At 39.8% G+C, this 18,392-nt stretch carries 14 protein-coding genes; 12 read left to right on the forward strand and 2 right to left on the reverse strand.

The window, feature by feature from the left end; all coding sequences use genetic code 11:
- The first annotated feature begins 22 nt into the window (after positions 1–22).
- The 10 genes from B7703_RS02875 to purB all read left to right on the forward strand — a co-directional run bounded on the left by B7703_RS02875 (position 23) and on the right by purB (position 10,684).
- On the forward strand, positions 23–487 hold the full coding sequence (locus B7703_RS02875) for a GNAT family N-acetyltransferase (RefSeq protein ID WP_084923542.1): 465 nt from the start codon (positions 23–25) through the stop codon (positions 485–487).
- Position 488: 1 nt separating this feature from the next.
- Positions 489–2,036, forward strand: a complete 1,548-nt coding sequence (gene purH, locus B7703_RS02880) for a bifunctional phosphoribosylaminoimidazolecarboxamide formyltransferase/IMP cyclohydrolase (RefSeq protein ID WP_084923543.1) — start codon at positions 489–491, stop codon at positions 2,034–2,036.
- Between the two features lie 120 nt (positions 2,037–2,156).
- Entirely contained in the window at positions 2,157–3,419 is a 1,263-nt protein-coding gene (gene purD / locus B7703_RS02885; protein WP_084923545.1) for a phosphoribosylamine--glycine ligase, read from the forward strand.
- A gap of 194 nt (positions 3,420–3,613) precedes the next feature.
- Entirely contained in the window at positions 3,614–4,102 is a 489-nt protein-coding gene (gene purE / locus B7703_RS02890; protein WP_192851955.1) for a 5-(carboxyamino)imidazole ribonucleotide mutase, read from the forward strand.
- Entirely contained in the window at positions 4,089–5,162 is a 1,074-nt protein-coding gene (gene purK, locus B7703_RS02895) for a 5-(carboxyamino)imidazole ribonucleotide synthase (protein WP_084923546.1), read from the forward strand. The genes purE and purK overlap by 14 nt, the downstream gene beginning before the upstream one ends.
- 125 nt (positions 5,163–5,287) lie before the next feature.
- Positions 5,288–6,202, forward strand: a complete 915-nt coding sequence (locus tag B7703_RS02900; RefSeq protein ID WP_084923548.1) for a hypothetical protein — start codon at positions 5,288–5,290, stop codon at positions 6,200–6,202.
- A 109-nt stretch (positions 6,203–6,311) separates the two neighbouring features.
- Complete coding sequence (locus tag B7703_RS02905) at positions 6,312–6,542, forward strand: phosphoribosylaminoimidazole carboxylase (protein WP_084923550.1); 231 nt, start codon at positions 6,312–6,314, stop codon at positions 6,540–6,542.
- Between the two features lie 197 nt (positions 6,543–6,739).
- On the forward strand, positions 6,740–7,438 hold the full coding sequence (locus B7703_RS02910; protein ID WP_084923551.1) for a hypothetical protein: 699 nt from the start codon (positions 6,740–6,742) through the stop codon (positions 7,436–7,438).
- A 348-nt stretch (positions 7,439–7,786) separates the two neighbouring features.
- Positions 7,787–9,067 carry a hypothetical protein gene (locus B7703_RS02915; RefSeq protein ID WP_142358188.1) on the forward strand — a complete coding sequence of 427 codons (1,281 nt, stop codon included), beginning with the start codon at positions 7,787–7,789 and terminating at the stop codon, positions 9,065–9,067.
- A 318-nt stretch (positions 9,068–9,385) separates the two neighbouring features.
- A complete protein-coding gene (purB, locus tag B7703_RS02920) occupies positions 9,386–10,684 on the forward strand; it encodes an adenylosuccinate lyase (protein ID WP_084923555.1) in 1,299 nt (432 codons plus the stop codon).
- An 87-nt stretch (positions 10,685–10,771) separates the two neighbouring features.
- Here the strand turns inward: purB and B7703_RS02925 are convergent, their stop codons facing one another.
- Together B7703_RS02925 and B7703_RS02930 are read right to left on the reverse strand one after the other, a co-directional pair.
- Positions 10,772–14,758, reverse strand: coding sequence for a family 20 glycosylhydrolase (locus B7703_RS02925; RefSeq protein WP_084923556.1), 3,987 nt, complete (start codon positions 14,756–14,758; stop codon positions 10,772–10,774).
- A 313-nt stretch (positions 14,759–15,071) separates the two neighbouring features.
- Complete coding sequence (locus B7703_RS02930; RefSeq protein ID WP_001007193.1) at positions 15,072–15,788, reverse strand: GntR family transcriptional regulator; 717 nt, start codon at positions 15,786–15,788, stop codon at positions 15,072–15,074.
- 318 nt (positions 15,789–16,106) lie between these two features.
- Between B7703_RS02930 and B7703_RS02935 the strand changes: the two genes are divergently transcribed.
- On the forward strand, positions 16,107–17,894 hold the full coding sequence (locus B7703_RS02935; protein ID WP_084923558.1) for a glycoside hydrolase family 35 protein: 1,788 nt from the start codon (positions 16,107–16,109) through the stop codon (positions 17,892–17,894).
- A complete protein-coding gene (locus B7703_RS02940) occupies positions 17,891–18,367 on the forward strand; it encodes a PTS sugar transporter subunit IIB (RefSeq protein ID WP_084923560.1) in 477 nt (158 codons plus the stop codon). Before B7703_RS02935 ends, B7703_RS02940 begins: the two co-directional genes overlap by 4 nt.
- Positions 18,368–18,392 lie beyond the last annotated feature (25 nt).

Here is an 18,392-nt window from a genome sequence, read left to right on the forward strand (position 1 = left end):
TATTTATTCAAAAGGAGAAAAAATGATTGAACTGAAATTAGTAGATGAGAGCAGTTTTCAGGCAGTGCTGGATTTGAAAATATCTGAAGCTGATGAACGAGCACGTTTCGTGTCTCCAAATGTACGCTCTTTAGCTGACGCATGGCTCTACCGAGAGAATGGGGATGTGTTTCCAATGGCAATTTATTGGAATGAGCTTGTAGTTGGTTTTCTCCTGTTGGAAATAGATAAGGATGAAGCGGAATACTTTATCTGGCGGATAATGATTGGCCAGCAGTACCAAGGAAGAGGTTATGGACGAAAAGCTATGGAAGTTCTGATCAAAAAGGCTCAGATGGATATCGCTTGCAATCATATTATCGCAGATTATGTGGTTGGAAATGAAAAAATGAAGCACCTGCTGACTAGTTTGGGTTTTCAGGAAACAGGATTTATAGAAGAAAATAACGAAGTCGCTATGCGCTTGGACCTAAAGAAAGAGGAATAGAATGACGAAAAAAGCCTTAATCAGCGTCTCAGACAAAGCGGGCATTGTTGAATTTGCCCAAGAACTCAAAAAACTTGGTTGGGATATCATCTCGACAGGTGGAACCAAGGTTGCCCTTGATAATGCTGGGGTAGACACCATTGCGATTGATGATGTGACTGGGTTCCCAGAAATGATGGATGGTCGTGTTAAGACCCTTCATCCAAATATACACGGTGGACTCCTCGCTCGTCGTGACTTGGATAGTCACCTGGAAGCAGCTAAGGATAATCAGATTGAACTCATCGACCTTGTTGTGGTCAACCTTTACCCATTCAAGGAAACAATTCTCAAACCAGACGTAACTTATGCTGATGCGGTGGAGAATATCGATATCGGCGGGCCATCCATGCTTCGTTCAGCGGCTAAAAATCATGCTAGCGTAACAGTTGTTGTAGACCCAGAGGATTATGCTGTGATTCTTGACGAATTGTCAGCAAACGGTGAAACAACTTACAAAACTCGACAACGTTTGGCAGCCAAGGTTTTCCGTCACACAGCAGCTTATGATGCCTTGATTGCAGAATACTTTACAGTTCAAGTCGGAGAAAGCAAACCAGAAAAGCTCACTTTGACTTATGATCTCAAGCAAGCCATGCGCTATGGGGAAAATCCTCAGCAGGATGCGGACTTCTACCAGAAAGCTTTGCCGACAGATTATTCTATTGCATCAGCGAAACAGCTTAACGGTAAGGAATTGTCATTCAACAATATCCGTGATGCTGACGCTGCCATTCGTATCATCCGTGATTTCAAAGATCGTCCAACCGTTGTGGCTCTCAAACACATGAACCCATGTGGAATCGGTCAGGCTGATGACATCGAGACTGCTTGGGGCTACGCTTATGAGTCTGACCCAGTTTCTATCTTTGGTGGGATTGTCGTTCTTAACCGTGAGGTAGATGCTACGACAGCTGAGAAGATGCATGGTGTATTCCTTGAAATCATCATTGCACCAAGCTATACGGATGAAGCGCTAGCCATTTTGACCAACAAAAAGAAAAACTTGCGTATCCTTGCCTTGCCATTTGATGCTCAAGAGGCTAGCGAAGTGGAAGCAGAATACACAGGTGTAGTTGGTGGACTTCTGGTGCAAAACCAAGATGTGGTCAAGGAAAGCCCAGCCGATTGGCAAGTGGTGACCAAACGCCAACCAACTGAGACAGAAGCGACAGCTCTTGAGTTTGCTTGGAAGGCTATTAAATACGTCAAATCAAACGGAATCATTGTAACCAACGACCACATGACACTGGGTGTTGGTCCAGGTCAGACTAACCGTGTGGCTTCTGTTCGTATTGCCATTGACCAAGCCAAAGACCGCCTTGACGGTGCTGTACTTGCTTCGGATGCCTTCTTCCCATTTGCGGATAATGTGGAAGAAATTGCCAAAGTAGGAATTAAGGCTATCATTCAGCCGGGAGGCTCCGTCCGTGACAAAGAGTCTATCGAAGCTGCTGACAAGTATGGCTTGACCATGGTCTTCACAGGTGTGAGACATTTTAGACATTAAGAAGGTAAAGGGAAGAAAACAGTTTCTTTCCTTTTTCAGCTTAAAATACTAAGTGAAACAAGATTAAAACGAACGTTTGTGGTATAATATTAGTAAATAATTCGCAAAAGAGGTTGAGAAATGAAGCTGTTAGTTGTCGGTTCGGGTGGTCGTGAACATGCGATTGCTAAGAAGTTGCTTGAGTCAAAAGAGGTAGAAAAGGTTTTTGTTGCTCCTGGGAATGATGGGATGACTCTGGATGGTTTGGAATTGGTAAATATCTCTATTTCCGAACATTCTAAATTGATTGACTTCGCAAAGGCTAACGATATTGCTTGGACCTTTATCGGGCCAGATGATGCCCTTGCGACTGGTATCGTGGATGATTTCCATGCAGCTGGTCTCAAAGCCTTTGGTCCGACAAGATTGGCAGCTGAGCTGGAGTGGTCCAAGGATTTTGCTAAGGAAATCATGGTCAAATACGGCGTTCCGACAGCAGCCTATGGGACTTTTTCAGATTTCGAGGAAGCTAAGGCCTATATCGAAAAGCAGGGTGCGCCTATCGTAGTCAAGGCGGATGGCTTGGCGCTTGGGAAGGGTGTTGTCGTTGCTGAGACAGTCGAGCAAGCGGTCGAAGCCACTCATGAGATGCTTTTGGACAATAAATTCGGTGATTCAGGTGCGCGTGTAGTTATCGAGGAATTCCTTGAAGGAGAGGAATTTTCACTCTTTGCCTTTGTCAATGGCGACAAGTTCTATATCATGCCTACAGCGCAAGACCACAAACGTGCCTACGACGGGGACAAGGGCCCTAACACTGGTGGGATGGGTGCCTATGCACCAGTTCCTCACTTGCCACAGAGTGTAGTTGATACAGCGGTTAAGACTATTGTTAAGCCAGTTCTTGAAGGGATGATTCAGGAAGGTCGCCCTTATATGGGTGTCCTTTACGCAGGGCTTATCCTGACGGCAGAAGGTTCTAAAGTCATCGAGTTCAATGCTCGCTTTGGAGATCCTGAAACACAGATTATCTTGCCTCGTCTGACCTCTGATTTTGCGCAAAATATTACTGATATTTTGGAAGGTAAAGAACCAGCCATCACTTGGACGGACAAGGGTGTGACTCTGGGTGTGGTTGTCGCATCCAATGGTTACCCACTAGACTATGAAAAGGGTGTTGCATTGCCGGCAAAAACCGAGGGAGATATCATCACCTACTATGCAGGGGCTAAGTTTGTGGAAAATAGTAGAGCGCTGCTATCAAACGGCGGACGTGTCTATATGCTCGTCACCACAGCAGACACCGTCAAAGAAGCCCAAAACACCATCTACAGCGAACTTAACAAACAAAACACAGAAGGCCTCTTTTACCGAACAGATATCGGAAGTAAGGCAATTAAGTAAAGATATAAGAATAACGCGACGAAGTCGCCAAATACGATAATGGTCACCGTGGTGAAAAGACCAGAACAGTGAATGTTCTGGTCGGGGAAAACTTTGAGACCCTAGGCTCAAAGTTTAGGAATGAAACCGAAGGTTTGCTTCCGTCCCCACCACCTAAGACCATTATCAAAAAGAAGAAAAAAGGAAAAATTATGATTAAACCAATTATTTCCATAATCATGGGCTCAAAATCTGACTGGGCAACCATGCAAAAAACAGCAGAAGTCCTAGACCGCTTTGGTGTAGCCTATGAAAAGAAGGTTGTCTCTGCCCACCGTACACCAGACCTTATGTTCAGACATGCAGAAGAAGCCCGTAGCCGCGGCATCAAGGTTATCATCGCAGGTGCGGGAGGCGCAGCTCATTTGCCAGGAATGGTAGCTGCCAAAACAACCCTTCCAGTCATTGGTGTACCAGTCAAATCACGTGCTCTTAGTGGCGTGGACTCACTCTACTCTATCGTTCAGATGCCGGGTGGGGTGCCTGTTGCGACAATGGCTATCGGTGAAGCAGGTGCGACCAACGCTGCCCTCTTCGCTCTCCGTCTCCTCTCAGTAGAGGATCAGTCTATCGCGACAGCATTGGCAGATTTCGCAGAAGAACAAGGAAAAATCGCAGAGGAGTCGTCAAATGAGCTCATCTAAAACAATCGGAATTATCGGTGGTGGTCAACTGGGTCAGATGATGGCCATTTCTGCTATCTACATGGGGCACAAGGTTATCGCGCTGGATCCTGCGGCGGATTGCCCGGCCTCTCGCGTGGCGGAGATCATCGTGGCTCCTTATAACGATGTGGATGCGCTTCGTCAGTTGGCAGAGCGTTGCGATGTTCTGACTTATGAGTTTGAAAATGTCGATGCTGACGGTCTGGATGCGGTTGTCAAGGATGGGCAACTTCCACAAGGAACAGACCTACTCCGTATTTCTCAAAACCGTATCTTTGAAAAGGACTTTCTCTCAAACAAGGCACAAGTGACAGTTGCACCCTACAAGGTCGTGACTTCAAGCCGAGACTTGGCGGAGATTGACCTGTCCAAAAACTATGTCCTCAAGACTGCGACTGGTGGCTACGATGGGCATGGGCAAAAGGTCATTCGCTCAGAAGCAGACTTGGAAGAAGCCTATGCGTTAGCTGACTCAGCAGCCTGCGTTTTAGAGGAATTTGTCAACTTTGACCTTGAGATTTCTGTCATCGTGTCAGGCAACGGCAAGGAAGTGACAGTTTTCCCAGTTCAGGAAAATATCCACCGCAACAACATCTTGTCTAAGACTATCGTGCCTGCTCGCATTTCAGCAAGTTTAGCTGACAAGGCTAAAGCAATGGCAGTGCGAATCGCAGAACAACTGAATTTGTCTGGAACACTTTGTGTGGAAATGTTTGCGACAGCTGATGATATCATTGTTAACGAAATCGCCCCACGTCCACATAACTCTGGGCACTATTCAATCGAAGCCTGTGACTTCTCCCAGTTTGATACCCATATTCTAGGCGTTCTCGGAGCACCATTACCAGCCATCAAACTACATGCGCCTGCTGTTATGCTCAATGTCCTCGGCCAACACGTCGAGGTCGCTGAAAAATATGTGACAGAAAATCCAAGCGCCCACCTCCACATGTATGGTAAAATAGAAGCGAAGCGCAACCGCAAGATGGGACATGTCACTTTGTTTAGTGATGTGCCGGATGGTGTGGAAGAGTTTTAAAAATAGTTTATTTGAATAATATATAGGATAATTCTAAAAATAGAAAATCAGTAGTTTTTCGAGGCGACTATAGCTATTAATGTATTGTTGATATGCAGGGATTTAGAAAGGATATTTAATGCAGTATGGTTATAATCAAAGATTCAAAATTTAAAAAAGTAGACTTAGATATAGATTTTATTGATGTTGATTTTAGAACAATTGATCCAAAATGTATGTCAGGTTACCAATTGGAAGTCGTTAATGAAGAGATTATAAAAAAGTTTAAATTGTTTATTAGTAATGTTAATTTTAGCGATTCATTTTTTACTTATTATAGAGGCACTCGATTAAAGCATATAAATTCAGATATAAGCTATATTTTAAAACATGGATTAAATAAATTCTTTATTGTTGGGGACAAAGGAGTTGATTTTATTGAAAATAAACTTGAGGATAGTCAAAATCAAATACTCTCAGAACAATTTAATGATGAGGAGTGCTTATTGAATGAAATTAAAACAAAAATAAATATTGATGAGTTCTTTTTACCCTCAGATAAAAAGATGAGGTTGAGGTTATTGCAAGCAATTGTTCATAATTGTGGGAAAGAAACTTTCTATAATTTTAAATCTTATGTTTCCCATTATGTTTCAACTACAGTTGGAACTGGGAATTATAATATTGCAAAAAGCTTTATTGATAACGAAGGTTTTATTATTTTTGGATTTGAAAAAATCGGTAAATATTTTGTTAATTCGAAGGAATTGCAACTACTACTGAATAAGTCAGAAGAACATCAATATATCATTGATGTTGAACAAGAAATTATGATTGAGAATGTTTTGTGGCCTTCAAATATTTTTGGATTATTTTATATACATAATAATAAAAGGATGTTTATCATTAATCCTTGGTTGGTCGTGAAATTGCAACAAAGTGAAACTACGGAGATTGTTGCTAAAGATTCTTTTGATCCTTTTATTTATGTAGATCAAAGAGACTTTGACAACTTTTATAAGGAATTAGGATATGGAGAATATATATTTAGGCCATATTGAGAAATAGATAATCAACTGAACTGATGCTAATTTTATTTTGAAAAAGAAAGGAACATGGTTACTTGTATTTTCTAAAAAGAAATACAGTATTCGGATTTAATCAATTACTATGATTCAACTTATTGTCAATGCATTTGTTGAAAAAGAGAAGACGGGGGCAGTTGTCGAAGTCTTGTATGCTAGTAGCAATCACGAAAAAGTGAAAGCTAAGTATGAAGAGTTGGTTGCTCAATATCCTGAAAACTATTTAGCTATTTATGATTTGCCGATGGATACTGATTTGAATACACTAGATCACTATCCATCAGTGTGTATTGGGAAAGAGGAGTTTGAAAAGTAATATGAGCTTTAGTGACAAAATCTGTTGATTTTGTACAATAGTTTAAAATAGGTGGTTAATATGCTTCAATATAAGAAGGAGACTAGGGATGCCAAGACATACTTGGGGTATTCTTGGGAATGTAATTTAGAAACTATCCTAAAGAAATTTGGAAAGAGTTTTTTGAAAAAGAGAAAGAATACATAGAGAAACCGTTTGTGGTTGCCACATTACCAGATTATTCAGGAGAATTCACTTATAGAATCTGTATTAATAATTATAGTTCGGATATTGATTCTTCTAAATATGAATTTATTGAATTGCCAAAGGGTGAGTATATCAGGTTACTGCTAAAAGGAGATAAACAAAAGGCCGTAAGAGAAGGAGTAGAGTTTGTATTAGCTAATTTTAACCTTTCATCGAATGAATATATTGAAGTATTTGATTATCGTGAAATAGAGAATCAAGATTTTTCAATGAATATGATTTTTCCAATTGAAAACGAAAAATCTAAATCTGATAAATTAATTTGGAAAGTCAAAAAGCTATGGGAAAAGTCATGGATTAAATTTATATTTATTTCTGTTGGGGTAACTATTACAGGTATTGCTGCTTATAAATTTTATCAGGGTACTTCAGATATAGAAGTGGATGATAGATTACTAAATACGACTGATGATAGATTTGAAAAATCATCAACAGCTAGTAATGGTACATTAGATTCGGAACACAGTGATGGAGAGCAATTAAGCGCTTCAGTAACTAGAGATTACACACCGAATACAGTCCCTGCTCATTCACAAAGATACCATACAAAGCAAGGGATGAAAACCATAATGAAAGAACCATATAGCCGTGGTCAATCAGAAGAAATTGAATATGATGATTGTCACAAAACTGATGATAGCGAAGTATAGATGTATATGATGCAGCCGAGATATGGATTTCTAATGGAATGGACCCAGATTACACATTTGGATTTACGGAATAAGAATTAAAGAGAGCTCTTTAATAGTAAGATATTAGGATGATGTGGATATATGAGGGATGTTAATTGTACTCGTATGATACTTCATGAAATTGATGAAGACAATTATGTTGAGTGTAAAACTTAAAATGTGCAAGAAAAACATTAAAGATTAGTTGTTTAATTTCATAGTTATTCTTTCGCTTCCTATGATTTATTAGGGAGAATGATTGAACTATTAAGTTCAGTAGCAGTAGTAATAAAAAAGACAATATGAAAGGTAATACAATTCATGTGTATGTATTATTTATATTATGATGAATCGTTTCATGATCACCATGTCTCTATAAAAGAGGGAATATTAAATACGGAAGTCTCGGATTCTAGAGGATTTATTAGGGGATCAGACTTTTTTGTAACAGCAGTAGTAGGAGGAAATCGAAAATATATTGATAAATGGGAAAATAAATACTCTATCTTTGAAAGATTTTCTAAAAATAAATTGAAAACAGAGTACAAAGATGACTTCGATGAAACTGTGGAATTTAAGGGAACATCAATAAGATATTCCCAGTATAAGCATGGAATAGCAAGTTTTGATAATGTAACAAGTAGTATATATAAAAAGTTATTTAAATCTTTTTTGAATGAAAAAGACTTAATTTTCCAAACAACTTTGGAAAGTAAGATAGAGTTTTTAATCAGTTATTTATTTCAATATGGAACAGTCGATCTTATCTCATCTGATATGTATCCGAAACATAGGAAATTCCAAGGTACTTTGTTGGAAATTTTCTATAGGTATAAAACACAAGAATTATTATCTAATATTGAAAATGGGGAAAGGGATAGAATTATCCATGGGCTAAAGCAATTGATTTTAGATAATACAGTAAACAATAAAATTGACGGTTTAATTGATGATGTTGAAACATATTTAGAGTACTTTGACCAAATAACTCAGGTTAATGCTGAATCTCATTATGATTGGGATTATAAGTATGCAATCTTAGGGGTGGAATCTATACTTACTGAGGATTATAATATCCCACTTTCATCAGTTGTCCTTAATATTGATGAAGAAGATAAAACTGTCAAAGCGGCGAAAGAATTTGGCTTCAAAGAAGTATTACCATTTGATTCTGAAAAATGTACTTTAGGAAGAATGGCTGATTTTTTCTCTAATTTTTTTGGTAGGATGTTGAAATCAATTTATGATGAAATGATTCTAAAGGGCAATGAGGAATTAAATAAATCGTGGTTTGATTTGAATATTGATCAATTTATTATTTATAAAGAGTTGGGGAATTTTTTTATTGATCGGAAAAACATATATTATGTAACTCAGATACAAGCTAATCCATATATTCCTATGACTTTGTTCAATTTATTTTCTTATATATCTGAATTTCAAACAATTGAAAACTATAAAAAAATTAGTCCATCAGAACACAGCATGAGCTTTAACAGCTTGAACAAAGAAGTTGTTCAAGCTAAGTTTGTTACCAATGATCCTAGAGATAGAATGATAATTAAGCAGGAAGATAGCTATCAATCTATTCCTTTATCAAAATTATAGATATATGTAAATATTTATTCCCATATAAAATAATAAGAAAGGATGTCAGGTTTCATTATTGGAGTTCTAACATCCCATCTTTAATAAATAGAAAAGAAAGGAAAATGAGTACTCGTATTCACAAAAACTGAATTGGGCTACGGACTTCCTTAAAATTTAAACTAGAAAAATGAAAACAAGAAAGGGAAGGACTCCAGGTTCCGCAAATTTGAACCCGGACGGAAAGCTTGGAATTTAGATACCCCGCCTTGGATGTAAACATCCTGCGTTGGGTTCCTAAAATTCAGTCGCTTTCTGGTCGTCCTTGGTATCATAAACATGATCGACCGTTACTCTCGCCCTGAGATGGCGAACATTTGGAGTGAAGAAAATAAATACCGTGCTTGGCTTGAGGTGGAAATCTTGGCTGACGAGGCATGGGCTGAGTTGGGGGAAATCCCTAAGGAAGATGTGGCTTTGATCCGCGAGAAGGCGGACTTTGACATCGACCGTATTTTGGAAATCGAGCAGGAGACGCGTCATGATGTGGTTGCTTTCACGCGTGCGGTTTCTGAGACTCTTGGTGAAGAGCGTAAGTGGGTTCACTATGGCTTGACATCAACTGATGTGGTGGATACGGCTTACGGTTACCTCTACAAGCAGGCCAACGACATCATTCGTCGTGACCTTGAAAATTTCACCAACATCATCGCTGATAAGGCTAAGGAGCACAAGTTTACTATCATGATGGGTCGTACCCACGGTGTGCACGCTGAACCTACAACCTTTGGTCTGAAATTGGCGACTTGGTATAGCGAAATGAAGCGCAACATCGAGCGTTTCGAGCATGCGGCTGCTGGTGTGGAAGCTGGTAAGATTTCTGGTGCGGTTGGTAACTTTGCCAACATCCCACCATTCGTAGAGCAATACGTCTGCGATAAATTGGGTATCCGTGCCCAAGAAATCTCTACACAGGTCCTTCCTCGTGACCTTCACGCCGAGTACTTTGCGGTTCTTGCTAGCATCGCAACTTCTATCGAGCGTATGGCGACTGAAATCCGTGGTCTGCAAAAATCAGAACAACGAGAAGTAGAAGAATTCTTTGCCAAAGGGCAAAAAGGGTCTTCAGCAATGCCTCACAAACGCAATCCTATCGGTTCTGAGAACATGACAGGTCTTGCGCGTGTTATCCGTGGTCATATGATTACAGCCTATGAAAACGTCGCTCTCTGGCACGAACGTGATATCTCTCACTCATCAGCTGAGCGCATTATCACACCAGATACGACTATCTTGATTGACTACATGCTCAACCGTTTTGGAAATATTGTCAAGAATTTGACAGTCTTCCCAGAAAATATGATCCGCAACATGAACTCAACTTTCGGTTTGATTTTCAGCCAACGTGCTATGTTGACCTTGATTGAAAAAGGAATGACCCGTGAGCAAGCCTATGACTTGGTGCAACCAAAAACGGCCTACTCTTGGGACAACCAAGTAGATTTTAAACCGCTTCTTGAGGCAGATCCAGAGGTGACATCACGACTCACACAAGAAGAAATCGATGAAATATTCAACCCTCTTTATTACACTAAACGAGTGGACGATATCTTTGAACGTCTTGGACTAGGTTACTAATTCACAAATATTGAATATAAAAAGCGAGATTTTCATCTCGCTTTTTTGACTCCTTTTCTATCAGAATCTTCTTTATGAGTATTGATATTAGACCCATTCACCATTGGCATTTACAGCGTAGCCATCAATTGTTGTGTTGACAGCTAAGGCTCCTGAAGGGTATGAATAATACCATTTATCTCCAACTTGGAACCAACCGGTTTTCATTGTACCTGAATTGTCAAGATAATACCATGTATCTCCTTGGTTGACCCAGCCGGTTTGCATGGCACCTGAGTCGTTGAGATAGTACCATGATCCACCTTGATCGATCCAACCAGTTTGCATAGCACCTGAGTTATCAAGATAATACCATGTACCATTCACTTTCTGCCAACCAGTTTGCATAACACCAGTTTCATCTAAGTAGTACCATGCTCCGTCTTTAACCCAACCGGTCTTCACTTTATCTGCATGATCATAGTAATACCATTTGCTTTCAATTAATTTCCATCCAGGTTTACTATTTTTGCCATCTGCTAATTGATGAGTGATTCCGTTAGCAGAGTTAGATTCAGCCTTAGGCCCGCTTTCAACAACTACTTTGAAAGGAGTTTCTGTTCGGCTAGGCTCTTCCTTAGGAATGTCTAGTCTAGGTTTTTCTTCTGCGATTGGAGCAAGGCCATTCTCATCGCCGACATGTGTAATTGGTGCTCCGAATTCCACAATTTGATCGACAGGTTCTTTGGTTACTTGACTATCTAGAACGGTTTCACTAGCCTTTCCATTTTCAGTAAGAACAGATACGTAAGAAGTGCGTTCACCTAGAACTCCAGCTTTGACAACTTTTTCTTGGCCTGCTGGGAGATTCGGATTCTCTTTTCGAATGATTTTAAACGGAATACTTTCTGTCTTCACAACTAGTTCAGGCTTGGTTTCAACGTTAGCAGCTAGTTCATTTTCATCTAGGCTTCCTGAATGAGTTGCAGCTGGTTTGAGACCTTGAAGAGCGGCCTTGAGCTTACCTACTAGTGCGTCTAATTCAGCTTGTTTGCTGCGGTTGAGGTTAAGGTTCAGTCCATCTTTTGCTGCCTTGAGTGCAGCTAGGCTCTCTGTGCTGTATCCGTCTAAGTTTGTAGGAATTTTAGCTAATTCTTCGCGGAGAGCATTATAATTAGCACGGAAGTAGTCTTTGTTGTGGTCTGCAAAGGCAGTCATGAGTTCAAAGATTTCCTCTTCCTTGTACTCAGCACTTGGTCTATCTGCCCAGATTGAAAGCATACTTCCAACTGTTGGAAGGTCTACTTCAGGATATTTGGTAGAAGCTAGTTGATTGAATGGTGTTTTTCCAGTATTCTCAATAGCTTTTTTGAGGAAACCACCACCATCTTCTGGTTTTTGACCGAGAATGTAGTACCAGTCACCGTTGGTATTCAAGAATTTATAACCTTTACTTGCTAGGTATTGAGGTGAAGCAAGGTTGTAACCCCACCAGCCTTTAGACCAGTAAGAAATCAGGACATCTTTATCAAATTCAGCATCGTCCTTGTCTTCATAATAGAAACCATCGTTGAAGGCCATTGGTTGTAGCCCTCTTTCCTTGGCCATAGCAGCTAGGCTGTTAGAATAATCTGCGAACTTGTTATAGAGTCCATACCATTTGAGGTAGTACCAACCTTGGGCGTTGGTCGCATCGTTAGCGTATTCGTCAGTACCATAGTTGAAAATCTTTGATTTATCAGCAAAGTAATCCATGTACTTACCGATAAGGGCTTTAGTAAATCCAACTGCTTCTTGATTTTCAAGGTCCATGGTTGTTTTTGAAACCTTATCAAAGTTGGCTTGAGGATTTGTGATGCCAAGTTTTTCCATGGCAACCAGCATAGCGTCCATATGTCCTGGACTATTGATAGCTGGAATCAGACCAATACCTTTTTCCTTAGCGTATTTAGCAAGTTCTGTCACTTCTGCCTGTGTCAGTGCAGTACCGTTTGGATCGTCGTAGTAAGCTTTAGTTCCTTCGATAATAGCTTTTTTAACGTCATCACTAGCATAGGTTTTTCCGTTGGCAGTAATGGTCATATCATCGAGTAGGAAGCGAAGGCCATCATTTCCTAGAAGGAGATGGGCATCAGAGTAGCCGAGCTCACTCGCCTTGTCTACGATGCGTTTGAGTTGATCTAGAGAGAAGTATTTGCGACCTGCATCGATGGAAATGACTTTATTCTTATTCAGTTTTTCAAGTTCGCGTTTAGCATCCTCTTCTTTTTGTGCTTCAGGGGTTAAGGCCAAGTTTTTAATAGCTTCTTGAAGGTTTACGATTGCTTGATCAATCGTGTCTTGTTGAGCACGGCTGAGGTTGCTATCGAGTGAACGGATGGCTTTTTCAGCTTCTTTTACAGCAGCAAAACTTTCAGCTGTATAACGGTTAGAGTCTTTTGGAATAGTTTCTAGTGCTTTTTCTGCAGGTTCATAGTTGGCTGCGAAGTATTCAGCGTTGGCATTTGCAAAATGACGCATAAGTTTGAAGAGGCGAGATGGTGAATAACGTGCAGATGGGGTATCGGCCCAAGCAGCTACCATACCACCGATGATTGGCACATCAGCTCCTTCTGTTTTTGGTACAGAAGTGATTGGTGTGTTTTTAATACCATTGAGCCCCTGATCGAGATTGTACCAACCTTGGCCGTCAGCGTTTCGTCCAAGAACGTAGTACCAAGCATCATTGGTATTAAGGATTTGGTGACCTTTTTCAGCTAGTAGTTTAGAAGAAGCAACGTCGTAGCCCCCCCAACCACCAGTCCACATAGAAACGATGATGTCTTTGTCAAAACTACCAAAGCTTGTGTCGCTATTGTAGTAGATACCGTCGTTAAAGGCCATTGGTTTGAGACCGTGAGATTTTACAATACGAGCGAGGTCATTAGCGTAAGAGATGAATTTTTCATATCCTTTTTCAGGGTAACCTTCATTTGGATAATATTTATCAGCTTGAAGCACACTCCAACCTTTAGCATCTGTCGCATCATTAGCATATTCATCTAGTCCAATATTGAAAATTTCAGATTTGTTAGAGAAGTAGTTAGCGTATTTGTCAATCAGAGTTTTTGTAAAATCGACTGCTTGTTTATTATTTAAGTCAACAGTTCGTTCCGATTTTTTACCAAAATAATCAAAGTTAGGATTCTCAATGCCAAGTTCTTTCATAGCATGGAGCATAGCATCCATATGTCCAGGACTATTGACAGTTGGAATTACTCCAATTCCTTTATCTTTGGCATAATTAATCAAATCTGTCATCTGACTTTCAGTGAGATGGTTACCATTTGGATCATTGTAATAAGCATTTGTTCCATTTTCAATGGCGCGTTTGACATCATCACTAGAGTAGGTTTTATCGCCCACTTTCATAGACATATCATCCAACATGAAACGGAGTCCATCGTTACCTACCAAGAGATGAAGATCTGTGTAACCATATTCTTTAGCTTTGTCGATAATTTCTTTGAGCTGCTCAGGTGAGAAATATTTACGTCCGGCATCAATTGAAACGATTTTTCGTTTAGCTAATTTTTCATTTTCAGTTGCAGCACGTTCCTTTTCTGCCTCTGTTGCTGGTTTATCCTTGTCAGCTTCTGACTTATCAGTCTTGTCTGTATCCGACTCTTTAGAATTAGACTCTTTCTGCTCTTCCTTTTTAGGGCTAGCTTCTTCTGCCTTTTTATCGGCAGCTTCTTTTTCAACAGAAGTTGGAGTTACCACTTCTTCTTCTTCATCACTAGGAGTTGAACTAACTTCCTCTTGTGGTTTTTCCTCTGTTTTTGGAAGACTAGCTACCTTATCAGTAGCTGGAGCTTCTGTTTCTACAGTTTTTGGAGCTTCTGGTTGAAGCTCTGCTTTAGGTGTTTCCTCAGTCCGATTTTCGGATGGTTGAGGGGAATCGGAAACCGTATGGATGGTCGGTTGGTTTTCTGTAGTAGGAGTAACTCCATCGGCTGCAACAGCCTGTGCTTGGAAGGCAAATCCAATTAGAACAGAAGCTGCTCCTACAGCATATTTACGAATGGAAAAACGTTGTTGTTTTTCTTGTTTCATTGCAAAACCTCCTGATTGTATTTTATATTGATAGCGTTTACATAAAACAACACCCTTATTTTATTTCTTATATTAACAAGAGTCAAGAGGAGATGATAAAAAACTATAATAAGTATAAAAAAATATAAAATTTAAGCTTAAGATTTCAGATCGGTCGGAAAAGAAACATATATATACTTAGTAGAATTTTTTTAGTCCTATTTCTATAAAATATTCCACAAATTATAGAATCTTCCAAAATTAGGTAAGCGCTACCTTTTTGGTATGGTATAATAAGTATAGAAAAAGCCCAAGCAAGGCTTAGGCTTTCTTCTTAGTGATCACGGTCACATGAAATGAATTTGATTTTGTAGTAATCTGCGCGTTTATATGTTTCGCTGTATGCAAGAACTTGACCAGTAGACTCTAGTTTAGTAGTCTTGGTTTGTAAAACGGTTGGGAATTGTTCATCGACTCCGAGGATTGAAGCCGCATGTTCTGGAGTTGGAAATGCTATTTCATTGATTTCTTCAAAATGTTCATCATTCATGTGAATGTGGTAATCCAATTTGAAACGGTTATAGATAGAGCTATAATATTCAAGATTTGGATAATTTGCGTTGATGTATTGTTCTGGGATGTAAGATGTATGGTAGATGTACACAACACCACCTGTTTCGCGAACGCGTTCAATCTTGTAGTAGAACTGATCTCCGCGTAGTCCAAGTTTTTCTAAGTAGCTTAGTTTATTTCCACGCTCAATAGAAAGGACGGTAACTTTATCATCTTTAGTTTCAAAAACTTCTACATCTGAAAACTCTACGAGTTTGTGTTTGCGTGCGCGTGAAACGAATGTACCCTTTCCTTGTTGACGGACAATATAGCCATCCTTGGCAAGGTCGTTTAAAGCGCGAACAACTGTGATAGAACTAACATCATACATTGCAATCAATTCAGCTTCAGTGTAGAATTTATCTCCACTGGCAAATTGACCAGAAATGATTTTGTTCTTTAACTCATCTTTAATATATTGATACTTTGGAATTGCCATATTTTCACCTCGATTTTCCTTCTCCGTTAAAGATTTTACCATAAAACTGGAAAGAATAGTAGCCTTTTGAATAAAAAAATTAGAATAATAGGCTATAAGGTTAATTTACATAGGAATAAATAGAAAAACCTACATTTTTATACATGGTGCTAAAATGTTGTTATGACTATAGATTACAAGATTTTTATAAGTTTTTTGTGTAAAATTTAGTGAAAAATGAAAAAAATTGTGAAAACCTATTGACAAATGTAAGATATTGAGATATATTTACTATATCAACAAATGAAAGCGTAAACTTTATTGTCAGAAGGTAAGAATATGACACGATTTGAGATACGGGATGATTTTTATCTCGATGGAAAATCATTTAAGATTTTATCTGGCGCCATTCATTATTTTAGGGTTCCTCCAGAAGATTGGTATCATTCGCTCTATAACTTGAAGGCTCTTGGTTTTAATACAGTAGAGACTTATGTGGCCTGGAATTTACACGAGCCTCGTGAGGGTGAGTTTCACTTTGAAGGAGCTCTGGATTTGGAGCGATTTCTTCAGACAGCACAAGATTTGGGTCTCTACGCTATCGTTCGTCCGTCACCCTTCATCTGTGCGGAGTGGGAATTCGGTGGCTTACCAGCCTGGCTCTTAACAAAGAATATGAGACTTCGTTCCTCAGATCCTGCTTATATTGAAGCTATCGGTCGCTACTATGACCAGCTCTTGTCACGATTGGTGCCACATTTGTTGGACAAGGGTGGCAATATCATCATGATGCAGGTTGAAAATGAGTATGGTTCTTATGGAGAAGATAAGGCTTATCTGAGAGCAATTCGACAGTTGATGGAAGAGCGTTGCGTAACCTGTCCTCTCTTTACATCAGATGGTCCATGGAGAGCTACTCTGAAAGCTGGAACCTTAATCGAAGATGACCTCTTTGTAACAGGCAACTTTGGTTCTAAGGCACCTTATAACTTTTCACAGATGCAGGAATTCTTTGATGAGCATGGTAAGAAATGGCCGCTCATGTGTATGGAGTTCTGGGATGGTTGGTTCAATCGTTGGAAGGAACCGATTATCACACGGGATCCCAAAGAGTTGGCAGATGCAGTTCGAGAAGTTTTGGAACAAGGCTCTATCAATCTCTACATGTTCCACGGTGGTACAAACTTTGGCTTCATGAATGGTTGTTCGGCTCGAGGAACCTTGGATTTGCCACAAGTTACATCTTATGATTACGATGCCCTTCTAGATGAGGAAGGAAATCCAACTGCCAAATATCTGGCAGTCAAGAAGATGATGGCAACACATTTCCCAGAGTATCCGCAGTTGGAACCCCTCTACAAAGAGAGTATGGAGTTGGACGCGATTCCACTAGTTGAAAAAGTTTCTTTGTTTGAAACCTTAGATAGCTTGTCAAGTCCAGTAGAAAGCCTCTATCCTAAAAAGATGGAGGAGTTGGGACAAAGCTATGGCTATCTACTCTATCGAACAGAAACAAACTGGGATGCAGAAGAAGAAAGACTTCGTATCATTGATGGTCGAGATAGGGCTCAGCTTTATGTCGATGGTCAGTGGGTCGAAACCCAATATCAGACAGAGATTGGGGAAGATATTTTTTATCAAGGTAAAAAGAAAGCGCTATCTAGGTTAGATATCTTGGTAGAAAATATGGGACGTGTCAACTATGGACACAAGTTCTTAGCGGATACGCAACGTAAGGGAATTCGGACAGGGGTTTGTAAGGATTTGCACTTCTTACTAAACTGGAAACACTATCCACTCCCACTAGACAATCCTGAGAAAATTGATTTTTCAAAAGGATGGACAGAAGGACAACCAGCCTTTTACGCTTATGACTTTACAGTCCAAGAGCCAAAAGATACTTACCTAGACTTGTCTGAGTTTGGTAAGGGAGTTGCCTTTGTAAACGGGCAGAATCTAGGACGTTTTTGGAACGTCGGCCCAACCCTCTCGCTTTATATCCCTCATAGCTATCTCAAGGAAGGTGCCAATCGTATCATCATCTTTGAAACAGAGGGCCAATATAAAGAAGAGATTCATTTAACTCGTAAACCTACACTAAAACACATAAAGGGGGAAAACTTATGACAATTGTAGGATGCCGTATCGATGGACGTTTGATCCACGGACAAGTAGCCAATCTATGGGCTGGAAAACTAAATGTTTCACGTATCATGGTTGTAGATGACGAAGTTGTCAACAACGACGTTGAAAAGAGTGGTTTGAAACTTGCAACACCACCAGGTGTGAAGTTGAGTATTTTGCCAATTGAGAAAGCGGCAGCCAATATTCTTGCTGGAAAATACGATAGCCAACGTCTCTTTATCGTGGCTCGTAAACCAGACCGCTTCCTTGGTTTGGTTGAAGCAGGTGTACCAATTGAAACCCTTAATGTTGGGAATATGTCTCAAACACCAGAAACTCGCCCCGTCACACGTTCTATCAACGTAGTAGACAAGGATGTGGAAGACTTCCACAAATTGGCAGAAAAAGGTGTTAAACTTACTGCTCAAATGGTTCCAAATGATCCAATTTCAGACTTTTTGAGCTTATTAAAATAGGAAAAAATTTTTAGGAGGTCATTGT

It is taken from the genome of Streptococcus mitis (assembly GCF_002096735.1).
GTDB classification, from domain to species: Bacteria; Bacillota; Bacilli; order Lactobacillales; family Streptococcaceae; genus Streptococcus; species Streptococcus mitis_CZ.